Raw genomic sequence first — 17,886 nt, 5'->3', positions numbered from 1 at the left:
TCAAGTTCGGCCTGGCGCGACAGGATATCGCGGGCACGGGAATCGGTCATGGTGGCAATCTTTCTTCGCTGTCGTTCAATTGCTTGCGAGCAGTCAAATTTCTTGCGCTTTGCGATGCTAAGGAGGCAGCGCGGCGGGGCATTGGAGGAGGTCGATGTGACGACAAGCCTTGCCGGTACCCTGAAAAACCAAAGCAAACGCGCCGTGAAGCGGCTGATCGGCTATGATTCGCGCAACTGGCTGCGCATCCGCCAGATCGAGGCGTTCACCGAGTTCCTGCAGGCGGGCGGCCGCAAATCCTCCGACGTGATCGAGATCTCGCCGGGCTGGAACCGCTACTGGAAGGCGATTTGCCCCAACTACACGTCGGTCGACTTCCCCGACTTCGACATCTGCAAGGACCGCACCGAGGAGCAGTATTCCATCGTCATCGCCGACCAGGTGCTGGAACATGTGCAGCGGCCGCTGGCGGCAGCCGAGAACATCCATGCCATGACCCGGCCGGGCGGCTGGGCGATGGTGGCCACACCCTTCCTGTTTCGGGTCCATGCCAGGCCGCACGACTACAATCGCTGGACCCCTGCCGGCCTGAAGCAGCTGATGGTCGAGGGCGGTTTTCCCGAAGCGAACATCAAGGTCCATGGCTGGGGCAACAAGGCCTGCGCAAGAGCCCATATCGGCGGGCCGGTGCGCGCCTATGGCCTGTGGCGCGACCTCAGCAACGACGAGGAATACCCGCTGATGGTCTGGGCCTTCGCCCGCAAACCAAGCTGATCCGGCCTTCGGGCGCGGCAGGCAGCCGCGGCCGGGGAAACGACTTCGATCCTGTCCCCCTCATTAAGGCCGTGCTAATATTCGCCGGCTTGGGAGGATCGTCAGATCGACTTCATCGGAAACCTGTTCGCCGGCCTGTGGGCCGCCGGCGTGCTTGCCGCCCTCTGGTACGTCTGGAGACGGCGCACCCCGCCTGTTGCCGAAAGCGAGGAAGACAAGGCCCTGCGCGAGTGGCTGGACGGGCAGATGTAGGGCCTTCCAAGCAGCGCCTGAACACCCCCCTCTGTCCTGCCGGACATCTCCCCCTCAAGGGGGGAGATCGGCAGCTTCGGCGCCCCGCCACCTTTTCAGCGTTGGAGATTGGCGAAAACCAAGGTGACATCTGATCTCCCCCCTTGAGGGGGAGATGGCCGGCAGGCCAGAGGGGGGCGCGACGGAATGAGGCGTCTGTGATAACGCCCCTCACCCTCGCCGCTTCAGCAACCGCGAATGTCGCCGCCAGTACCACCACGCCAGCACGCGCTTCCTGAAACTGCGCTTCATCGCGGTCATGGTCACACCCCCAGCAGCACGCGGCGACGGCCGGTGAGATCGCCGGGCGCAAGGTCGGTCTTCACCGTGCTCAAGCTGCCCTGGCGCTGTTCGAGCTCAGCCCTAAGCGCGGCTTCGCGCGCCTGCACGTCCTTGTCCTGCGCCGTCGGTGTCGGCGGCAGCGGCTTCAGTTCCGGTGGCTTTTGAAAGAGGCACATGGCTTTCCCCGAGTTGAGAGGTTCTTGTCCAGTCGTAGAGAAAAAAGTCTTCGCCGTTCCGGCCGTAGCCCGGCAGCAGGCAGCGTTGCTTGGCGCCGAGCCGGCCGAGCCAGCGCAGCGCCAATTCGTTTTCAGCCAGCGCCCTCGCCTCGACCCGCCACGCGCCGCGCGCCGCAACCTGGTGGGCGAGCACATCATGGAAGAACCGCGTGATGCCAGGCACGCAGCGCTTCATGCGGCGCGTGCCCCAGCTCCAGGCGATCCACAACCCGCTCCGCTGTTCGGCAGCGCCGAACCCGGCCTCCGGATTGCCGTCGAGCTCGGCGACACAGGCAAAGCCCTGCAGCGCCGTCAGCGCCAGCAGCGCCGGCGACCAGTTGTCCAACTGACAGTCGATCTCGGCGCGGTCCTCGGGTCGCAGATTGGCGGCGATGTAGGAGAGGTCGCGCAGGGTGGCGGGAATGATGCGGACGGTCATGCAAGGACCAGAGCCATAGGGATGCGCCTCGCCTTGGCAGCGGAGCTCGGAGCCCCGCGGCCTTGACCGGCGCAATCGCTGGTGAGCTAACTTCGGACGTCGAACGCGCACGAACAGAAATATGATGCCGAGTGCCGGATTATGCCGCGCGGGAGAGCCGGAACCCGCAGTTTGCCGGGACTTTCCGGCGCGGCATGTCGGCATAAATATGCCAATCTCAGAACGATCCATTGGAGGCAATGATGCCCCTGCCCAACTACGCGATGAGCCAGGCAAGTTTCCCGGAGATGTACGAGCGGTGGCTCGCAGGCCCTCTCTTCCAGCCGTGGGCCGAACTGACTCTCGAATTGGTGGAGTTGTCTCCAGGCGATCGTGTCCTCGACATCGCTTGCGGAACAGGAATAGTGGCCCGCGTTGCAAGGGAGCGGCTCGGTGACGCCGGATACGTCGTCGGCATCGACGTCAGTTCGAATATGCTTGCCGTTGCGCGCGCCGTGGCACCGGGCATCGACTGGCGCGAAGGCAATGCCAGCGCCCTGCCTCTCCATGACGGAGAGCAGTTCGACATTGTCGTCTGCCAGCAGGGACTGCAGTTCTTTCCCGACAGGCCCGCGGCGGCAGCGCAGATGCGGCGGGCGCTGGCGAAGGGCGGCAGGCTGGCGGTAGCCACATGGCGATCAGACGATGAAATCCCGTTCTTTCGGGAGCTGCGCCGCGTGGCGGAGCGCCACCTGGGCGCCATCGCGGATCAGCGGTACAGCTTTGGCGACGCGGCCGCGCTAGAGGCGCTGCTCCGGGACGCCGGCTTCCACGACGTCCGGTTAGAGACGATATCGCGCACCATACGCTTCCAGGACGGCGCACCCTTCCTGCGATTGAACGCGATGGCGCTGGTCGGCATGAGTGCTGTCGGCAAAGACATGGGCGATCAGGAACGCAAGCGCGTCGTGGAGGCCATCGTGAGCGAAAGTGCGCCCGTGCTGCACCCCTACGCCGACGGATCGGGACTCGCTTTCGAGCTCAGCACCAATTTGGCGACAGCCGAAGGCTAACGTGTTCCATCGCTGTGCCGATACCGACATAATGGTCATGCGACGGAGGACGGGCGAATGGACATTCGATCGACACTGACCGAGCTATGCGAAGCCTTCAACGCCCACGATCTCGATCGCATCATGGCGTGCTTTGCCGACGACTGCGTCCTGGAGATGCCGAGGGGGAGCAAGCCCTGGGGTTCCCGTCTCGAGGGCAAAGCAGACGTACGAGCAGCACTGGCAACCCGCTTTGAAGGCTTGCCCGATGTTCACTACGGCAATGGCGAGCATTTTGCCGATGAGGCTGCCGGGACCGGCATGTCGAAATGGCTCCTCACCGGCACCACCCGCGAGGGGGTGAAAAAGGAGGTCCAGGGTTGCGACTTCTACACGTTTCGCGACGGCAAGGTGACCCGCAAGGATTCGTATTGGAAGATCGTGGAGTAGGAGTTGGCTATGGGGTCAATTCGCGACATCGCAGCAAGATTGGCGGCGATATGCGCGGCCCGTACAAGGGTAGTTCATCAGTTTGAAATTTGAGGGCCTTGACGCGGGCCTTCGCCTTCGGACGTTGGCTCATATATGCTTAAGCGGAACGCATGGGAGGGAAGGATGCGCGTCACAAGCCTGTTTTACCTATTAGCCAGCCTCACGATGCCTGCAGCCTTCGCTCAAGGCGAAGTATCGGTCGAACGAGGGTTGCAGGTATCAATCATCGGCGGGTGTCACGATTGCCATACCGAAGGCTACAGCGAAACAGAAGGCAAGATTGATCCTGAAAGGGCTTTAATGGGCAGCTCGGTCGGTTGGCGCGGTCCCTGGGGCACGACCTATGCGACCAATCTTCGGAGAGATGCTGCGGTAATGAGCGAGCGTGGATTCGTAGGGATGCTGAAGCGCATTAGAACGCTTCCACCGATGCCTTGGTACAATCTTCGAGCGATGGACGAGAGCGATATGCAATCGCTCTATCAATACATTAGGTCGCTCGGCAAAGCCGGGAAGCCGGCCCCGAGCCGCAGTCACGCTAATGAGGAACCGACGACACCATACGTTCAACTTGTGCCACCCCAAATGCCGAAGAACTGACAAATATGCCCAGATCTGAGCGAAGAACGGCGCCCGGCAAAAAACGCAGCGTCAGATTTCAAACTGACCCACTACCAAGGCGAGACTACCGAAACGCCCCCAGCGGATCGCTCTGCCCCGCCGACCGTTTTCGCCCCGTCTTGAACTCCGCAGGATCGACCACAGCCTCCCGCAGCATCATCACGCCATAGCGTGTCGCCGCCATCAAATCGTCGCGCAGCTTCACCACCTGGCCGTCCTTGCGGTGATAGAGGCGGAATTCCTCGAACCAGGGCAGCAGCGTCGAAAACACCTTGAAGCGGCCGGATTGCATGCGGTCGAGCATTTCCATCAGCCCGGCCTCGACCGAGACCGAGCCGTCGGCGAACTGGGCGTGGCGCGACAGCATGTTCAGCCCGTGCGCGGCATATTGTTTTGCCAGCGCCACGCCGGCGCCTTCCAGCGTCTCGCGGCGGCCGTCGCGCGGCCAGGCGAAGGGCAGCCATTCGCCCCACGGCTTCAGCGTCAGCGCCTGCATGGCCGGCGTCTGCTGCGCGGCGCGGGCTGCCTTGGTGACATAGACGACATCGGCCTCCATATCCCAGGCGAGCTCGACGGCGGCCGACGGATGGTCCCAGCCGAAATCGAGTGCGCCGAGCCGCGGCCAGTAGCGCGGCAGGCGGAACGGCTCGCAGGCAATCAGCTGCTCGGCCACCGGAAAGATGCGGCCGGAGCCCAGCACGGGAATGCCCCTGGCGCGCGCCTCGCGCTCATGCGCGGGATAGGCGGCAACGATCGCGGCGCGCTGCTCCGGAGAGTAGTGCTCGGCATCGTCGATGGTCATGAAGGTGACGTGACGGGTCATGGCTCACCTCCCGGAATGATTCAGGATGCGGTTGTAGCGCATTGTTTTTTGCACATGATTTCCGCCGGCGTTGGCGCCGCCCCTCACCTGCCTGCCGGCATCCTCTCCCCGTATAGTGACGGGGAGAGGGGCGCTGTTATCGACGGTTTCGCCAGTCACCAGCGTTGTGGACGGGGCGCCAAGGTTGCGGCAAGCCCCTTCTCCCCGTCACTATACGGGGAGAAGGTGCCGGCAGGCGGATGAGGGGCAGCGCGGCAGACGTGACGTTGTTGCCCCCGCTTCGCGCGGGGCGAGGAACCAAGTTCTGCAAGGCTCACCCTTCCCAACCGCTCCACCTCTTCCGCCGACAAAAACAACAGCACCACATCCGACATGCCCAAGAGCGGCGTAAAGGTCACGATGGTAATGCCGCCTGTGGCGTTGGTGCGGCGTGTAGCGCCCGGCGTCGTCGATGGTCATGAAGGTGACGAGACGGGTCACATTAGCTTGCCGTAATTAGCTGCCGTGACGACTTACAGCCATTGAGAATACTGTTCATCAGTGCAAAGTTGCTGATGAATCGGGGGAGATACATGATCCGCATAGCAATCGTCGTGGCCATTGCCGCGAGCGCCACAGCTTGCCAGTCGAACGTGCCTTATGACACGAGTAAGCAAACCTGCAGGATGTACGAACTCAGGGGATTCCAACGCAAAGTTTGTACCCCGGACACACCGAATAAAGTATGCAATGTCTGGTACAATCAAATTACAGGTGATGAAAGGATATGGTGTCAACCGCTGACCCGGAAAGCAACCGATCCCAAAGCTCGCGCCAGGCAGCTTGCGGGCAGCAAGTACCCCTGATTAAACTTATCAGCGTTTCGAACTGACGTGAGGTTCGTTATGGATCCGAAGTTGCTGAAATCTGGACGCGGAGCAGCGATTGGTGTCGTCTTCGGCCATATCATGTACAGGATCGGATCCGGTGACCCGCTCCAACAGATCGTGACATCAGCCGCGATAGCAAGCCTGATCGCGGTCGGCGTGGTCCTGATTATCGAACGCGGGTTCAAGCGGCGGGCCGCCAAGCGCGACCCCGCCGGGCGCTAGCGTTCACAGGCTGTTGATCTGTTCCGCCGACAAGAACAACAGCACCACATCAGACATGCCGAGCAGCGGTGTGAACGTGACGATGGTGATGCCGCCTGTCGCGTTGGTGCGGGTCAGCCCTTCGGAATAGACATCGAGCGGCGGCTCCTCGTCGAACCAGACGCCGTCAAGCGTTTCGCCTTGCCATTTCTCGCGGCCCTTCTCGTAGCTCTTGAACGACAGCACGCTTTCGTCGGCCTGGACATCGCCGCCCCCGCCATGGCGGACCACGACGCTGTCGAGCGCACCCGGCGCGCCGCGGCCCATGGTGGTGTGCAGAATGGCGTCGGCCGGGATCATGCCGGTGCCCCAGGCCGCTTGCTGCTGCGGCGGGCCGACCAGCACGCGCTGCGGGTTGTCGCGCGTGCCTTCGCCGGTGACGCCGGCTGCCCACAGCCGCACAGCCCTGTCGAAGGTCTTGCCTTGCCACCAGTCGGGATAGCGGCCGGTCAGGTGCATGGCCCACTCCGCGCCGCCGGCCCTGGTCTTGCCGAGCTGGTTGCCGGCCATGAACAGGCGCTCGCGGTTGGCCGCGCCCGCGGCATGGAACTCGGCCTGCCTTGGATAGGGCCGGTAGGCGGCCAGCTGGTTAGCGCGGCGCCTGCGGTCCAGTTCCTTCAGCAGCGCCAGATAGTCCCTGCGCGCCGCGACCAGTGTCGCCCGGCCTTTCGAGACCTGGCTTGTCGGGGCCCGAGGTCTCGAGGAAAGGCTTGAGGACAGCTTCGAGGCCGCGGATTCGGCTCCGGATCTCGTCATCGCTCAGCGCGTCCAGTTCATTGATGTTGACATGCAAATCCTTGGGCAGCACCGACAGCACGATCTTCAGATACTGGTCGGGCTTGTCGGCCCGCACCGCGGCGATGACGCCGGCGCCATGGGTCTTGAAATCGGCGCGCACGGCAGCCACGAAATCATCGCCCAGCGTCTTTTTGGGGCGCTTCGGGCGCGACGGGACGGCGGCGGCTGCCTTCGGCTTGCGCTGCCGACGCGGCGTGGCGTCAGCCATGCGTCGCCCCGTCGAGTCCGCCCGCCGGCTGCTTCACCGTGTTGGCCTGCCTCGAACGCGCCGCTTTGGCCTTGCCGGGCTTGCGGCGCCCCTTGGCCTTTGCGGGTTTGCGCGCGGGCCTGGTCGTATCGGGTTTTGCGGTGGCCAATGTCGCCGTCGATGTGGCCTCGGGCTCAACGGCATCGGCCCTTGCCAGGCCTGCCCTGGCCTTCTGGATCGCGGCGACGCCGATTGCCCTGTCGCCCGCGCCTTGCGAACCCAGCGGAAAGCCAAAGCCGCCGACGGCGTCGACCGGACCGCCGCGCACCATGCCGATCAGCACGCCAACGGGAACGGATTCGAAACGGCCGGCGCGCGCCTGCGGCGCGGCTTCGAATTCGCCGATGGCGCTGACGATTTCCTGGCCGTCATCGTCGGTGATGATGGTTGCGTAGCGTGGCATGGGGGTTCTCGCAGATGTTGCGGAATGTGTCATCGGCTTGGCGGCGAAAGATGGCGTTCCGTCACGCCCCCCTCTGTCCTGCCGGACATCTCCCCCTCAAGGGGGGAGATTGGCAGCTTCGCCGCTGGCATCTCACTTGCCAGAAGGATGAGCGCCGGTGATTTTCGAAACCAAGGCGACATCCGATCTCCCCCCTTGAGGGGGAGATGTCCGGCAGGACAGAGGGGGGCGCTGTCCCGCCAGCGTTTGTTACTGGCCAAGGCACTTTCGCCAAAAACAAAACCCGCCTCGGCGGCGGGTCGTTGGCGCAAATCAGCACCATGGACAAGATAGTAGCATAGCTGCCGTCACCCGGCAAGGTATTTTTTCCTACCCGCCTCGATTCCGCGTCGCCACAGCCTGACCGGCGCGGTATTCACAACAAGGTTTTCTCCCCGTCTGGCCATTAGCCGGCGCCTATGGAATCATTCCGCCGGGGACTTGGGGAGAGCAGCATGGCGCAAAGCAACCGCCGCAACACCAACAGCGAACAGGTCCAGCGCGTCGCCGGCAACGCATTGAAGCGAAAGCCCTCAGTCGATTTTAACGGCTACTGGCAGCGTCGCGAGGCGGCTTAGTCGTCATCCTCGACACGAGCTATCACCCCTCTAAGCTTCGCGATCATCCTGAGGTTGTCAGCTATGATTTCCTCACTGAGGTTCACGCACTTGTCGTTATCGTTGGCGCGAATCTCGCCAGGATGTTCCGGCACGGATTGAATATCTTCGTGCAAGCGGACAATCGCGTCCTCTTGCCTTGCGATCGGGCCTTCGCGCGAGATCATTGGACACTCTCCGTTACGTTGCTATAGCGGAGTATCTAGTTCCATCTTTGCGGTTGCCAAGGTCCAGGGGCGCGGACGGCCTCATGCACGGTCACGTCACCGGCCAAGATGCACTTTCGTTCGAAGGGAAGCCGAAAACAAAACCCGCCTCGGCGGCGGGTCGTTGGCGCAAATCAGCACCATGGACAAGATAGTAGCATAGCTGCCGTCAGCTGGCAAGGTATTTTTTCCTAATTATATACTTGACATAGCAGACGCCTTGGACGATAAATGAATCCAAGGAGTTAGCACCAATGAACCTCACCGCCCCGATCTTCCACGACAATGACGCAGCCCGCGAGCATCTTGAAAGCATCCGCTGGGCCGATGGCGTCTATTGCCCGCATTGCGGCAACACGGACGGTGAGACAATCCGCAAGCTCGCTGGCAAGTCCACGCGTCCCGGCCTGTTTCAGTGCAACGCCTGCCGTGAGCATTTCACCGTGACTGTCGGCACCGTTATGGAGCGCTCGAAAATCCCGCTCTGCAAATGGGTTTTGGGCTTCCACCTCTATGCCTCATCCAAGAAAGGCATGTCCGCGCACCAGCTGCACCGTATGCTTGGCGTCACCTACAAGACTGCATGGTTTATGGCGCATCGCATCCGTGAAGCCATGAAGGAAGACGTTAAGTCGTCCGGGCCGCTTGGTGGCGAAGGCAAGACTGTTGAAGCCGACGAAACCTATATCGGCAAGCGTGAGACACCGCGCGTGCACCGCAAGGGCTACCCCTACACCAAGAAAGGCAAAGGCGGCGGCGCACAGAAGCGTATCGTGGTTGGTCTGGTCGAGCGTGGCGGTAAAGCCCGCATGTTCCACTTGAACGACGCCACGGCTTCAACCGTTCGCGACGTGCTGGTTCGCAACGTGTCGCGTGACACAACGCTCTATACCGACTCGTCGCGCCTCTACACCAGCACTGGCGAGGAATACGCCTCGCACAAGACGACCAATCATTCCGCTGGCGAATATGTCCGCTACGAAGGCGACGAGACGATCCATTCAAACACCATCGAAGGCGTGTTCTCAGTCTTCAAGCGTGGCATGATCGGCGTCTACCAGCATTGCGGCGAAGCCCACTTGCACCGCTACCTTGCCGAGTTCGATTTCCGTTACAATCGCCGAACAGCTCTTGGCGTCACCGACCGTGAGCGCTCAGACGATTTGATCCGTGGCACCACTGGCAAGCGCCTGACCTATCAACAAACTGACGATGCCGCTCACTCCTAAGCAGAAAGCGGCTGCCTTTATGCGTTGGCGAAAACGCTATCGCGGCTAGATGTGATGCACGCAAATCGAGGGGAAGTTCGCCTCATGAACTTCCCCTTGCTGAGTCCGCCATGAAACTATTACTGTTGACGGGTTCGGGGTATCCACCACAAGCATTTTCGGCCCGCCGCTGTTCAGCCTAACTCGCTGTCCAATGGCTTTTGGCCGGATACTTTCAAACCTCGCGATAAGGCAAAGATCGGAAGCGCTGTAGCGCTCAACCAATAGAGGAGACGACATGGCTACTACCTTCAAAGTCGGAGATGTTGTTCGGCTGAAGTCAGGCGGACCATCGATGACAATAGACGAAGTAAGTGCGCCGGATGGCGAGCTATCCATCTGGTGCATATGGTTCGACAAGGGCACCCAGAAGGGTGCCGGATTCAAGCCTGAAGTGCTTTTGGCGGATTCTGGGCCGACGATCGCGTAGCGCTATTTTCGCCCGCGAACCGAAGATTGACTCTTCTTGTCCTTTGGCTTCCCCTTCGTCTGGTGCTTGGACGGAGGGGTTTTCAATGCGCGGCCTAGCGCTGCATCTCGGCGATTGCGAATATCTTCTTCGCTCAGCGCCGCATCCTTGGTTTGTTCGTTCGTGTCCATGGCGGCCATTATGCCATTAGATGCGGAAATGCGTCAAAAGCTATTAGCGACCACAAAGGACGCCGCCGCCGCCCTACTAGAGGATGCGAGGCATCTACACACCATCTTGAACCAAAAAAATCCCGACCGAACAGCGCTCAGGTTGCTCAGCAGCGTAATGCGCCGACTTTTGGTCGACGATGACCTTACGCCCGTTGCCGCGCCACGGATCGGTCGGTTCATGTTCGACGGCCCCGACAATGACGTGATTTATGATGCTGAAGGGGAAGACCCTTATCCATTTTTCGCCAGCGGCGGCGCGTGGACCTATGGCGTGAGGATGACTGGAATCATCATGGGTAGGGCACTTCCTGCCGACCTTCTTCCAAAGCTTACAGACCCAAAGACTCCCCCGCAGCGAATGCGGCTAGACACCTTTTTGTCGCAGATAGTGATCTCAGTCAAAGGACGCCGATTCAGTCGCGGGAATGTCCTCAAATACGTAGCGAACGTTGCTTCTGGAGTGCATTCCGGCACTCCAAACGAAGACGAGCAAATCCTGGCTTGGATTTCGCAGAATATTGCCTATTCGGCATCAACCAGAAAGGTGCGATTGATCGACGGGATTGAGCGTCACCCTCTTGCCGGGATCGCGATTGCCGTCAACATGAAGGCCGACGAGTTTTTCCGCCATGAGCCGGATCGCATCAATCCAGTGCTAGCCGAAGTGCTTGGTGCCGCCCACTACTTGGTTCTCTCGCCAGATTTTAGAAAACTGACGGCAGCGATTCACAAGGAAGTTAGCCGGCCCAAGTGATCTGGGATGGCTCTCAGCATTGAATAGAATACGTCGACTACAAGCGCCGCGATCTCCTCGTCGTCGCTATTCCAGCGCTTATAGGCGTCCATTCCAGCGCGGATCATCTCCATCCGCAATTCAGGTTCATTTGCTGGCCCTTCGGCCCCTTCGTCGGTCACAGGAAATTTCCTAAAGTTCCGTTACAACATACCGGCCTGTCCCTCGAATCATTAGCAGCGGGAAGCCGCTACGTCACGTATATAATTAGGTATTTTTTCCTATTCCATCTGAAGGGTCCGCCGGCCCAGTATTCACAACAAGGTTTTCTCCCCGTCTGGCCATTAGCCGGCGCCTATGGAATCATTCCGCCGGGGACTCGGGGAGAGCGGCATGGACAAACCTGCCATGGCATCCGTCTTCAGGATGCGGCATCAGCCAGCAACCATTTCGGGCGTCCGCAGCCTTGGCACGGGCCAGGCGGACCCGATCTTCCACTCGAAGCCGCTCGGCCAGGCGATCCGCTTCATCGTCCAGGCCGACGGCCTGTACGACCTCAGCGCCGCCGCCATCTCCTACGGCGACCGCTCGACGCCGCCGCTGAGCGGCCGTGAGATCAGGGCGCTATGGGCCGAATATGGCCAGCGCTGGATGGAGGCGTAGGACGCAAGACGCATTGGCCGGCAGACAGCCGATCGGCGCGGCTCCGGATCGTATCAGGCCTTCGCGCGTTGAAACCTGACCAATGGGAGACAGAGCCATGAACGTCGCCAATCTGCAACTTGAGGGCCTGCTGATGGCCGTAGCGTCGATCAACCAGGTGCTGGTCCGCAAGGGATTGCTGTCGGTCGAGGAGATCGACATCGCCTTGCGCAAGGCGGAGGCCTGCGAAACCGGCGAGGAGCGTTCCGGCGGCATGTCGGCATCGAGCCGCGATGCCGTCAATTTCCCGATCCGGCTGCTGGAACTCGCCAACCAGTGCCAGCCGGAAGCCGACATGCCGTCCTTCTCGAAACTGGCGCGCATGGTCGGCCAGATGAAGGAACCCTATAACGACCAGATGTGAGGCCCCTTCCCGCCTTGCCGATGCGGGCTCCTCACGCCCTGCCCGGCCAGCCCTGCCGCAGCGCCAGCACGTTGCCCGGTCCATGCGCGGCGGCGAAGAGCAGGCCGGCGGCGAACGGGAAGTGGGACATGAAGGCACCGAACTCGGCCTGGTTGCCGGCCCAATGTGACGGGCCGTGGAAGGCAAAGCCGAGGAAGACCACGTAAACCGCGCCGATCAGCGCTGCCGGGGTCAGGAACGCGCCGGTCAGGAAGGCGATCACCAGCAGCGTCTCGAGGATCGCGGCGCACCAGGCCAGAAACAGCGGGAACGGGAAGCCGGCGGCGGCGATGTAGCCGGCGGTCATGCCCATGTCCATGAGTTTGAACGCCACCCCCATCGCGAACATGGCGGCGAAGATCAGGCGGGCGATGAGAATGGCAGCGGTCTGCCACGGCGTTTGAACGGTATCCATGATGTCCTCCGGGTTGGTGCGGTCGATGTGCCCAAAGGACGGAGGAAGGGCGGCGGTTCCGACATCATGGATGAAATAGTTTTGGGTGAGGCGAGGCGAACAGATCGATGCCGGCGGGACAGCGCCCCCTCTGGCCTGCCGGCCATCTCCCCCACAAGGAGGGAGATCGGATGTCACGCCGGCTTTCGCCAGTCGCCAACGTTGGAGGAAGAGCGCCATCGAGGAAACCGCCAATCTCCCCCCAAGTGGGGGAGATGTCCGGCAGGACAGAGGGGGGCGCGAAGGATCGCGACGTTCTGGTCCGATACCACCCGCCAACCGCCGATGACGAAAATCCCTACCCCGCCTTCGCCTCCGGGTGGCTGATCGAGTCCCTCACCCTGCCATACTCCGCGCCCCAGCGGTCGGTCATGTCGCAGCGTATGTCCCAGAGCTCGGGGAAGAAGCGGTGGCGGGCGCCGCCTTCCAGCATTTCCACCGGCCGGCCCTTGAGCGATTTCGAGCCGAGCCCGATCGAGCGGTGGATGAGATAGAGGTGGTTGGCGCGGAATTTCTGGAACAGCTCGTCGAACTCGATCAGCGCCTCGGCGACGACGTAGGAGTCGCCATGGTCGTACCGGGCATCGTAGACGTCCTCGACCGTCAGCCCGCGGCCGTCGAGGTAGGAAGCCTTGAAGGCCCGCCAAAGGTCCGGCGGCAGGCGCAAAAGCAGCTTGAAGCCCGGCGATTCCTGGCCGCTGCCATTGCCGAGCTGCAGGCGGATCTGCTGGTACTCCTTGGGCGACATGGTCTCGAGCAGGTCGAGCTGCGCCGTCATCATGCGCATGAGACGGTGCACCCTGCCCATCAGCGTGACGATGCGGTGGGTGTCCTCTCTCTCCAGATAGTCGAGGACATCGACCAGCGTGTAGGCGATGAGCTTCATCCACAGCTCCTCGACCTGGTGCACGATCTGGAACTGCAGCTCGTCGGCATTGACCATCTCGGACAGCGGCTTCTGGCATTGCAGAAGCTTGTCGCATTGCAGGTAGACGCCGTAGTCGCGCATCTCCGGCGCTTCGATGCGGGCATGATAATCGGGCTTGTGCATGGTGTTCTCCCCTGCCCGGCCTCGGGGCATCCATTCGGTTCGGTCGCCATGATAGACGCTTTCGGCTCGAACATTGTTCCTTTCTGTTATCCGAATAAGATAAAATGGAGTACGATGGTCGCCTGTTTTGGAAATTGGGAGAACGATCTGTGCTGGATGCTCTCGACCGAAGGATCGTCGCGGCGCTGGAGCGGGATGCGCGAATCTCCTTTGCCGTGCTTGCCGACGAGGTGGGCCTGAGCAAGACGCCGTGCTGGAAGCGGGTCAAGGCGCTGGAGGACGCCGGCATCATCCGCGGCTACACCACGCAGATCGACCCGGCGCGCATCGGCTTCGGCATCGAGGCCTTCATCCAGGTGTCGATCGACTTCGAGGTGTCGGACGCCTTCGAGGCGGCGGTGAAAGAACATCCGCTGATCCGCCGCTGCCACGCCACGACCGGCGAGGCCGACTATCTGCTGCAGATCGTGACCGTCGACATGATGGCGCTGGACAGGATGCTGCGCGAAGAGCTCAGCCGCCTGCCCGGCGTGCGCCGCACGATCACCTCGATGGCGATGCGCGAGATCAAGGGCGATATCTCGTTCGCCGATGCGGTCGGGCATGCGCTGAGGAGGTAGGTGGCTGGCCCGCGACTGCATGGGATTGTGTGCTCAGTTCCGCGAAGATCTGCCATCGGCCGGCTGCGGCTCCCGCGGTTTCGGCGCCTGCTTCTCGGCGTCGGCCTTGCGCTTCGGGCAGTCCTCGTAGTCATGGTCTCGCCCGCCGCAGTAGGAGCAGCATTTTGCCGGGTTGTCGGAGTGGAGCATCGAGGCCATTCCCAAGAATGCACGAAACGGTTTCCGGTTGCAGCAATTCGTGAAGCCGCTCCGGTCCAGCCCTGTGCCCCGATAATCCAAAGGAGCCCGCCGCTCCCGCGCCGGGCCCCCGCCTAGCCTGCCGTCACCGGTCACGCATGCGCGTGCGGGTGGCGGAAGTCCCAGACCGCCCAGGCCGACGCGGCAACCACCAGCACGCCGAGGACGACATGGGTCGCCATCACGTTGGTGCTGGCCATGAAGCCAAGCAGCCAGGGCGAAACGATCAGCCAAAGCCCGATAACAAGGTTCGCCCACTCTTCCCATTCGGCAAACGCCGAAAGCGTCGCGAGGGCCAGGCCGCCGAGCACGAAGCCGGCAATCCAGGCATTCCACGCAGGCGTGGTTTCAGCGGTAAAGCCAATGATCCAGGGTGAGATGAACAGGCAGATCGCAAGGACCAGATTGATCCAATCCTGGCCCTTTCTTCCTTCCATCAGTTTCATTGCCATGACAACCTCCATAGAGAAGCTTGACAAAAGCACTGCGTTTCGCGTGCACCGCACGCTTAGTCATTGATATAATTACGCTTCAATGGGCCTTCAAGGAGGGGCCGCCGGCGCCGGTGCGCGGCGGAGCTCCGGGCGGCGCCGGAAACGCCTGGCGCTGATCACCGGCAGGGCCCGCCGGATGACCCTGCCCGTCATCAAGCATCACAATCTTCGCCTTTTGCATTGGCAAACAATGATACTATATTAGCTGACTAAAATGATTCAGCGTTGGCGATACGATGGCCAAGAAGAAATCCAAGCCGGCAGTTTCCGGCATATCGGCGGTCTCCCAGGCGGAAGCCTATGAGGAGGCGAGCTATTTTGCGCGCAAATGCGGGCTGACCAGGGACGAAGCGCTGAGGATGATGCGCGAGGCGCAAGGTTCGGTGAGCATGGCGAAGGCGGCCGGCGGCCGTCGCAAGAAGTAATTTCCGCGCGAGGTGCCCCCGCTGGACGGGTCGCAGAAGCCCATAGCGTCCGCCAAAGCCGCAACAGTTTCCCGTTTTGGGAACTTACCCCTTGTTCCCGTATTGGGAATTTGCTATAGGCAAGCGTGCAGATCGTCAGCAGAAAGACCCTTGTCGCCTTCTGGACCAGACATCCCCAGTCGAGAGGGGCGCTGACTGCCTGGTATCAGGTGGTCGACAAGGTCGAGTGGAAGACCCCTGCTGACATCAAGGCCCAATTCGGTGCGAATGTGGATTTCGTAAGCGACAACCGCACGATCTTCGACATCGCCGGCAACAAATATCGGGTCATCGTGCATGTCAGCTATACCTACAAGCGGGTGCTGATCAAATTCGTCGGCACCCGCGCCGAGTACGACAGGATCGATGCGGAGACAGTGTGATGGAAAACATTCGCCCTCTTAAAACCGAAGACGACTATGATTGGGCCATCGCGGAGATCACCAAATACTTCGAGAACGAGCCCGAGGTCGGCTCTCCCGATAGCGATCGCTTCGACGTGCTGGCCGATCTGGTCGAGGCCTATGAGGCCAGGCACTACCCGATCGAGGCACTCGACCCGGTTACGGCCATTCGCGCCCACATGGAAATGGCGGGGCTCAAGCAACTGGCCCTCGCCGAGATCATCGGATCGGCGTCCCGGGCCTCGGAAATCCTGAACAGGAAGCGCTTGCTGACGATGGACATGGCGCACCGGATTCACAAGAACTGGCGCATCCCCGCGGAGGTGCTTATCCAGCCTTACCATCTTGCAGGTGATGGAGAGGCGAAAAAGGCCGGCGCGGCTGCAAGAGGGCGTTAGGTCGACCTGTTTGCTCCGATGCCGACGGTAGGATTGCCCGGTGAACTCGTCTGAACAAAACTTGGCGGATCTGGTGCCTGTCGACAAGCTCGATACCGACAAGGCCTCCGCCCTGACGGCGCTCGGCTATCCAGCAATCGAGCCGATCCTGCCGCAGCTTCTCGAATGGCTTCAGGACATCAATTGGCCCGTAGCGCAAGCGTTGCAGCCGCTCCTGGCCGGCATCGGTCCACCGCTCGCGCCGTATCTGCGCGAGATCCTGCGTGGTAACGACGACATCTGGATATACTGGATACTCGTCAGCGTCGTTGCCTACTCTCCTGCCCTCGCCGACTGCCTGACGGATGAGCTTGAGCATCTCGCGGCCAATGGCTCCTCCAAAGAGGGCGTTCGTAGCGCTGCACGCGATATCCTCAATGGAAATTTCCGCGAGCCCGCCTGATCCTTGCGGTCGGCGACGAGGCGGTCGTAGACAGTCATCCCGACGACCATAGAGGCGACGAACAGGAAGGCAGGCGCGAGCCCGAGCGTCAGGCTGGCCAGTGCGGGGCCGGGGCAGAAACCGGCCATGCCCCAGCCGATGCCGAACAGGGCCGAGCCGAGGACCAGCCTCCGATCGATGCCGGTATCCGGCGGCAGATGGAATGCGTGGTCGAGGACCGGCCGCTTCATGCGCCTGGAGAGCAACGTGCCCAGCACCGCCACGGCGACCGCGCCGGCGAGCACGAAGGCGAGGCTCGGGTCCCAGTCGCCCGCGACATCGAGGAAGCCGCGGACGCGGGCGGGATCGAGCATGCCGGAAAGCGACAGGCCGAAACCGAAGACCCCGCCGGAGACCAGGGCGGCAAGAAAACGCAAAGTCTGGAGATTCACAGTCCGGCGATCCTCATCAAGGTAACGGTCGCGATCCCGGCCGACAGAAAGCTCAGCACGGCAACGAAGGAGCGCGGCGAAAGGCGGGCGAGACCGGCGACCCCATGGCCGCTGGTGCAGCCGGAGCCCATGCGCGAGCCGAACCCGACCAGCAGGCCGGCGGCGGCGATCATCGGCAGCGAGGCGATGATGGTCACCGACGGCCAGTGGCCGAAGCCGGCGAGGAACAGCAGCGGACCGAGGAGCAGGCCGATGACAAAGGCCGCGTTCGTCGCGGCGCGCGCCAGCAGCAGCCGGCCGACGATACCGCTGATGCCGCCGACGCGGCCATTGAGGAGCAGCAGCAGGCTGGCCGAGAGGCCGATCAGCATGCCGCCGAAAAGCGCAGGCCAATAATGCATCATGGCGTCACCGCTTCGGCGCAGAAGATCGTGTAAAGAGCCTCGACGAGGCGCGCGGCCTTGGCTTCCGTCAGGCGATAGAAGATCTGCTTGGCCTCGCGCCGCGTCTCGACGATGCCGGCGTCGCGCAGCACGGTGAGTTGCTGCGACAGCGTCGGCTGGTGGATGCCGAGTTCCTCTTCGAGCTGGCCGACGGCGTACTCGCCTTCGACCAGCGTGCAGACGATCATCAGCCGGGCGGGGTGCGACAGGGTCCGCAGCAGGCCGGCGACCTCCCCTGCCCTGCCTTCCATGTCGGCGCGAGTCATCGCGGCTTTGGCTGGCATCGTCATGA

Annotated in this window: 27 protein-coding genes and 2 pseudogenes; 16 read left to right on the top strand and 13 right to left on the bottom strand. The window is 62.0% G+C overall.

Annotation, left to right across the window (positions count from 1 at the left end):
• The first annotated feature begins 114 nt into the window (after window positions 1-114).
• Window positions 115-774, top strand: a complete 660-nt coding sequence (locus DH08_RS15090; RefSeq protein WP_192180053.1) for a methyltransferase domain-containing protein — start codon at window positions 115-117, stop codon at window positions 772-774.
• 654 nt (window positions 775-1,428) lie between these two features.
• Here the strand turns inward: DH08_RS15090 and DH08_RS15085 are convergent.
• A complete protein-coding gene (locus DH08_RS15085) occupies window positions 1,429-2,001 on the bottom strand; it encodes a hypothetical protein (RefSeq protein WP_192180052.1) in 573 nt (190 codons plus the stop codon).
• 242 nt (window positions 2,002-2,243) lie between these two features.
• Between DH08_RS15085 and DH08_RS15080 the strand changes: the two genes are divergently transcribed.
• The 3 genes from DH08_RS15080 to DH08_RS15070 all read left to right on the top strand — a co-directional run bounded on the left by DH08_RS15080 (window position 2,244) and on the right by DH08_RS15070 (window position 4,124).
• Window positions 2,244-3,053 (top strand): class I SAM-dependent methyltransferase, encoded by an 810-nt coding sequence (locus tag DH08_RS15080; RefSeq protein ID WP_192180051.1) that lies wholly within the window; start codon window positions 2,244-2,246, stop codon window positions 3,051-3,053.
• Window positions 3,054-3,110: 57 nt separating this feature from the next.
• Entirely contained in the window at window positions 3,111-3,482 is a 372-nt protein-coding gene (locus DH08_RS15075) for a nuclear transport factor 2 family protein (protein ID WP_192180050.1), read from the top strand.
• A gap of 165 nt (window positions 3,483-3,647) precedes the next feature.
• On the top strand, window positions 3,648-4,124 hold the full coding sequence (locus DH08_RS15070) for a c-type cytochrome (protein WP_192180049.1): 477 nt from the start codon (window positions 3,648-3,650) through the stop codon (window positions 4,122-4,124).
• An 85-nt stretch (window positions 4,125-4,209) separates the two neighbouring features.
• Here DH08_RS15070 and DH08_RS15065 read toward each other — a convergent pair whose 3' ends face one another.
• On the bottom strand, window positions 4,210-4,968 hold the full coding sequence (locus DH08_RS15065) for a phage terminase large subunit family protein (RefSeq protein WP_192180048.1): 759 nt from the start codon (window positions 4,966-4,968) through the stop codon (window positions 4,210-4,212).
• Between the two features lie 884 nt (window positions 4,969-5,852).
• Here DH08_RS15065 and DH08_RS15060 point away from each other — a divergent pair.
• The gene (locus DH08_RS15060; RefSeq protein WP_192180047.1) at window positions 5,853-6,059 is read left to right on the top strand and encodes a hypothetical protein; all 207 of its coding nucleotides are present in this window, start codon (window positions 5,853-5,855) and stop codon (window positions 6,057-6,059) included.
• A 30-nt stretch (window positions 6,060-6,089) separates the two neighbouring features.
• Here DH08_RS15060 and DH08_RS15055 read toward each other — a convergent pair.
• From DH08_RS15055 to DH08_RS15045, 3 genes and pseudogenes are all read right to left on the bottom strand, one after another.
• Window positions 6,090-6,683, bottom strand: a pseudogene (locus DH08_RS15055) (terminase large subunit domain-containing protein); the annotation flags it as partial.
• A 4-nt stretch (window positions 6,684-6,687) separates the two neighbouring features.
• Window positions 6,688-7,104 carry a hypothetical protein gene (locus DH08_RS15050; protein WP_246800845.1) on the bottom strand — a complete coding sequence of 139 codons (417 nt, stop codon included), beginning with the start codon at window positions 7,102-7,104 and terminating at the stop codon, window positions 6,688-6,690.
• Window positions 7,097-7,546, bottom strand: a complete 450-nt coding sequence (locus tag DH08_RS15045) for a hypothetical protein (protein ID WP_192180045.1) — start codon at window positions 7,544-7,546, stop codon at window positions 7,097-7,099. Before DH08_RS15045 ends, DH08_RS15050 begins: the two co-directional genes overlap by 8 nt.
• Before the next feature lie 494 nt (window positions 7,547-8,040).
• On the opposite strand from DH08_RS15045, the gene DH08_RS36860 reads away from it, so the two are divergent.
• Window positions 8,041-8,163 carry a hypothetical protein gene (locus tag DH08_RS36860; RefSeq protein WP_282595037.1) on the top strand — a complete coding sequence of 41 codons (123 nt, stop codon included), beginning with the start codon at window positions 8,041-8,043 and terminating at the stop codon, window positions 8,161-8,163.
• On the opposite strand, the gene DH08_RS15040 is transcribed toward DH08_RS36860, so the two are convergent.
• Window positions 8,160-8,369, bottom strand: coding sequence for a hypothetical protein (locus DH08_RS15040; protein WP_192180044.1), 210 nt, complete (start codon window positions 8,367-8,369; stop codon window positions 8,160-8,162). The two genes, DH08_RS36860 and DH08_RS15040, sit on opposite strands and share 4 nt — an antisense overlap.
• A 293-nt stretch (window positions 8,370-8,662) precedes the next feature.
• Between DH08_RS15040 and DH08_RS15035 the strand changes: the two genes are divergently transcribed.
• The 3 genes from DH08_RS15035 (at window position 8,663) to DH08_RS15025 (ending at window position 11,072) form a co-directional block, all read left to right on the top strand.
• Window positions 8,663-9,637 (top strand): IS1595 family transposase, encoded by a 975-nt coding sequence (locus tag DH08_RS15035; protein ID WP_192180043.1) that lies wholly within the window; start codon window positions 8,663-8,665, stop codon window positions 9,635-9,637.
• Window positions 9,638-9,914: 277 nt separating this feature from the next.
• Window positions 9,915-10,106 (top strand): YodC family protein, encoded by a 192-nt coding sequence (locus DH08_RS15030; RefSeq protein WP_192180042.1) that lies wholly within the window; start codon window positions 9,915-9,917, stop codon window positions 10,104-10,106.
• Between the two features lie 168 nt (window positions 10,107-10,274).
• Window positions 10,275-11,072, top strand: a complete 798-nt coding sequence (locus DH08_RS15025; protein WP_192180041.1) for a hypothetical protein — start codon at window positions 10,275-10,277, stop codon at window positions 11,070-11,072.
• Here the strand turns inward: DH08_RS15025 and DH08_RS35815 are convergent.
• On the bottom strand, window positions 11,045-11,233 hold the full coding sequence (locus tag DH08_RS35815) for a hypothetical protein (protein WP_210328743.1): 189 nt from the start codon (window positions 11,231-11,233) through the stop codon (window positions 11,045-11,047). The two genes, DH08_RS15025 and DH08_RS35815, sit on opposite strands and share 28 nt — an antisense overlap.
• Before the next feature lie 211 nt (window positions 11,234-11,444).
• Between DH08_RS35815 and DH08_RS15020 the strand changes: the two genes are divergently transcribed.
• Entirely contained in the window at window positions 11,445-11,714 is a 270-nt protein-coding gene (locus tag DH08_RS15020) for a hypothetical protein (protein ID WP_192180040.1), read from the top strand.
• Between the two features lie 97 nt (window positions 11,715-11,811).
• Window positions 11,812-12,117 (top strand): hypothetical protein, encoded by a 306-nt coding sequence (locus tag DH08_RS15015; RefSeq protein WP_192180039.1) that lies wholly within the window; start codon window positions 11,812-11,814, stop codon window positions 12,115-12,117.
• A 31-nt stretch (window positions 12,118-12,148) separates the two neighbouring features.
• Here DH08_RS15015 and DH08_RS15010 read toward each other — a convergent pair whose 3' ends face one another.
• Both DH08_RS15010 and DH08_RS15005 read right to left on the bottom strand, forming a co-directional pair.
• Complete coding sequence (locus DH08_RS15010) at window positions 12,149-12,571, bottom strand: DoxX family protein (protein ID WP_192180060.1); 423 nt, start codon at window positions 12,569-12,571, stop codon at window positions 12,149-12,151.
• A 337-nt stretch (window positions 12,572-12,908) separates the two neighbouring features.
• Window positions 12,909-13,661 (bottom strand): tryptophan 2,3-dioxygenase family protein, encoded by a 753-nt coding sequence (locus tag DH08_RS15005; RefSeq protein WP_192180038.1) that lies wholly within the window; start codon window positions 13,659-13,661, stop codon window positions 12,909-12,911.
• Window positions 13,662-13,810: 149 nt separating this feature from the next.
• Between DH08_RS15005 and DH08_RS15000 the strand changes: the two genes are divergently transcribed.
• Window positions 13,811-14,281, top strand: coding sequence for an Lrp/AsnC family transcriptional regulator (locus tag DH08_RS15000; protein WP_345892396.1), 471 nt, complete (start codon window positions 13,811-13,813; stop codon window positions 14,279-14,281).
• Between the two features lie 329 nt (window positions 14,282-14,610).
• Here DH08_RS15000 and DH08_RS14995 read toward each other — a convergent pair whose 3' ends face one another.
• Window positions 14,611-14,970 carry an SPW repeat protein gene (locus tag DH08_RS14995; RefSeq protein ID WP_192180036.1) on the bottom strand — a complete coding sequence of 120 codons (360 nt, stop codon included), beginning with the start codon at window positions 14,968-14,970 and terminating at the stop codon, window positions 14,611-14,613.
• A gap of 278 nt (window positions 14,971-15,248) precedes the next feature.
• Between DH08_RS14995 and DH08_RS14990 the strand changes: the two genes are divergently transcribed.
• From DH08_RS14990 to DH08_RS37405, 4 genes are all read left to right on the top strand, one after another.
• Window positions 15,249-15,437: a hypothetical protein gene (locus tag DH08_RS14990; RefSeq protein WP_192180035.1), complete on the top strand. Its 189-nt coding sequence runs from the start codon at window positions 15,249-15,251 to the stop codon at window positions 15,435-15,437.
• A 125-nt stretch (window positions 15,438-15,562) separates the two neighbouring features.
• On the top strand, window positions 15,563-15,859 hold the full coding sequence (locus DH08_RS14985; RefSeq protein ID WP_192180034.1) for a type II toxin-antitoxin system HigB family toxin: 297 nt from the start codon (window positions 15,563-15,565) through the stop codon (window positions 15,857-15,859).
• Complete coding sequence (locus tag DH08_RS14980) at window positions 15,859-16,278, top strand: helix-turn-helix domain-containing protein (protein ID WP_192180033.1); 420 nt, start codon at window positions 15,859-15,861, stop codon at window positions 16,276-16,278. The genes DH08_RS14985 and DH08_RS14980 overlap by 1 nt, the downstream gene beginning before the upstream one ends.
• A 40-nt stretch (window positions 16,279-16,318) precedes the next feature.
• A complete protein-coding gene (locus tag DH08_RS37405) occupies window positions 16,319-16,720 on the top strand; it encodes a DUF5071 domain-containing protein (RefSeq protein WP_192180032.1) in 402 nt (133 codons plus the stop codon).
• Between the two features lie 5 nt (window positions 16,721-16,725).
• On the opposite strand, the pseudogene DH08_RS14970 reads toward DH08_RS37405, so the two are convergent.
• The 3 genes and pseudogenes from DH08_RS14970 to bigR form a co-directional block, all read right to left on the bottom strand.
• Window positions 16,726-17,151 (bottom strand): annotated as a pseudogene (locus DH08_RS14970) (DUF6691 family protein); the annotation flags it as partial.
• The gene (locus DH08_RS14965; RefSeq protein WP_192180031.1) at window positions 17,148-17,555 is read right to left on the bottom strand and encodes a YeeE/YedE family protein; all 408 of its coding nucleotides are present in this window, start codon (window positions 17,553-17,555) and stop codon (window positions 17,148-17,150) included. The gene DH08_RS14965 and the pseudogene DH08_RS14970, both read right to left, overlap by 4 nt.
• A complete protein-coding gene (gene bigR / locus DH08_RS14960) occupies window positions 17,552-17,884 on the bottom strand; it encodes a sulfite-sensing transcriptional repressor BigR (protein ID WP_192180030.1) in 333 nt (110 codons plus the stop codon). The genes DH08_RS14965 and bigR overlap by 4 nt, the downstream gene beginning before the upstream one ends.
• Between the last annotated feature and the right edge of the window lie 2 nt (window positions 17,885-17,886).

The organism is Mesorhizobium amorphae, from assembly GCF_014843845.1.
Taxonomy (GTDB): Bacteria; Pseudomonadota; Alphaproteobacteria; order Rhizobiales; family Rhizobiaceae; genus Mesorhizobium; species Mesorhizobium amorphae_A.
Note: the sequence above shows the minus strand (reverse complement) of the source record. Positions and strands in the feature narration are given on the sequence as shown.

What these genes read in the sequence shown, in the direction of transcription:
- DH08_RS15030 (WP_192180042.1), top strand. Translation starts at nt 9,915, where the DNA reads ATGGCTACTACCTTCAAAGTCGGAGATGTTGTTCGGCTGAAGTCAGGC.
- DH08_RS15015 (WP_192180039.1), top strand. Translation starts at nt 11,812, where the DNA reads ATGAACGTCGCCAATCTGCAACTTGAGGGCCTGCTGATGGCCGTAGCG.
- DH08_RS15040 (WP_192180044.1), bottom strand. Translation starts at nt 8,369, where the DNA reads ATGATCTCGCGCGAAGGCCCGATCGCAAGGCAAGAGGACGCGATTGTC.
- DH08_RS14990 (WP_192180035.1), top strand. Translation starts at nt 15,249, where the DNA reads ATGGCCAAGAAGAAATCCAAGCCGGCAGTTTCCGGCATATCGGCGGTC.
- DH08_RS15005 (WP_192180038.1), bottom strand. Translation starts at nt 13,661, where the DNA reads ATGCACAAGCCCGATTATCATGCCCGCATCGAAGCGCCGGAGATGCGC.
- DH08_RS15070 (WP_192180049.1), top strand. Translation starts at nt 3,648, where the DNA reads ATGCGCGTCACAAGCCTGTTTTACCTATTAGCCAGCCTCACGATGCCT.
- DH08_RS15065 (WP_192180048.1), bottom strand. Translation starts at nt 4,968, where the DNA reads ATGACCCGTCACGTCACCTTCATGACCATCGACGATGCCGAGCACTAC.
- DH08_RS15045 (WP_192180045.1), bottom strand. Translation starts at nt 7,546, where the DNA reads ATGCCACGCTACGCAACCATCATCACCGACGATGACGGCCAGGAAATC.
- DH08_RS15080 (WP_192180051.1), top strand. Translation starts at nt 2,244, where the DNA reads ATGCCCCTGCCCAACTACGCGATGAGCCAGGCAAGTTTCCCGGAGATG.
- DH08_RS15025 (WP_192180041.1), top strand. Translation starts at nt 10,275, where the DNA reads ATGGCGGCCATTATGCCATTAGATGCGGAAATGCGTCAAAAGCTATTA.
- DH08_RS14965 (WP_192180031.1), bottom strand. Translation starts at nt 17,555, where the DNA reads ATGATGCATTATTGGCCTGCGCTTTTCGGCGGCATGCTGATCGGCCTC.
- DH08_RS15085 (WP_192180052.1), bottom strand. Translation starts at nt 2,001, where the DNA reads ATGACCGTCCGCATCATTCCCGCCACCCTGCGCGACCTCTCCTACATC.
- DH08_RS15050 (WP_246800845.1), bottom strand. Translation starts at nt 7,104, where the DNA reads ATGGCTGACGCCACGCCGCGTCGGCAGCGCAAGCCGAAGGCAGCCGCC.
- DH08_RS36860 (WP_282595037.1), top strand. Translation starts at nt 8,041, where the DNA reads ATGGCGCAAAGCAACCGCCGCAACACCAACAGCGAACAGGTCCAGCGC.
- DH08_RS15075 (WP_192180050.1), top strand. Translation starts at nt 3,111, where the DNA reads ATGGACATTCGATCGACACTGACCGAGCTATGCGAAGCCTTCAACGCC.
- DH08_RS15035 (WP_192180043.1), top strand. Translation starts at nt 8,663, where the DNA reads ATGAACCTCACCGCCCCGATCTTCCACGACAATGACGCAGCCCGCGAG.
- DH08_RS15010 (WP_192180060.1), bottom strand. Translation starts at nt 12,571, where the DNA reads ATGGATACCGTTCAAACGCCGTGGCAGACCGCTGCCATTCTCATCGCC.
- bigR (WP_192180030.1), bottom strand. Translation starts at nt 17,884, where the DNA reads ATGACGATGCCAGCCAAAGCCGCGATGACTCGCGCCGACATGGAAGGC.
- DH08_RS15020 (WP_192180040.1), top strand. Translation starts at nt 11,445, where the DNA reads ATGGACAAACCTGCCATGGCATCCGTCTTCAGGATGCGGCATCAGCCA.
- DH08_RS15090 (WP_192180053.1), top strand. Translation starts at nt 115, where the DNA reads ATGCTAAGGAGGCAGCGCGGCGGGGCATTGGAGGAGGTCGATGTGACG.
- DH08_RS14980 (WP_192180033.1), top strand. Translation starts at nt 15,859, where the DNA reads ATGGAAAACATTCGCCCTCTTAAAACCGAAGACGACTATGATTGGGCC.
- DH08_RS15060 (WP_192180047.1), top strand. Translation starts at nt 5,853, where the DNA reads ATGGATCCGAAGTTGCTGAAATCTGGACGCGGAGCAGCGATTGGTGTC.
- DH08_RS14995 (WP_192180036.1), bottom strand. Translation starts at nt 14,970, where the DNA reads ATGGCAATGAAACTGATGGAAGGAAGAAAGGGCCAGGATTGGATCAAT.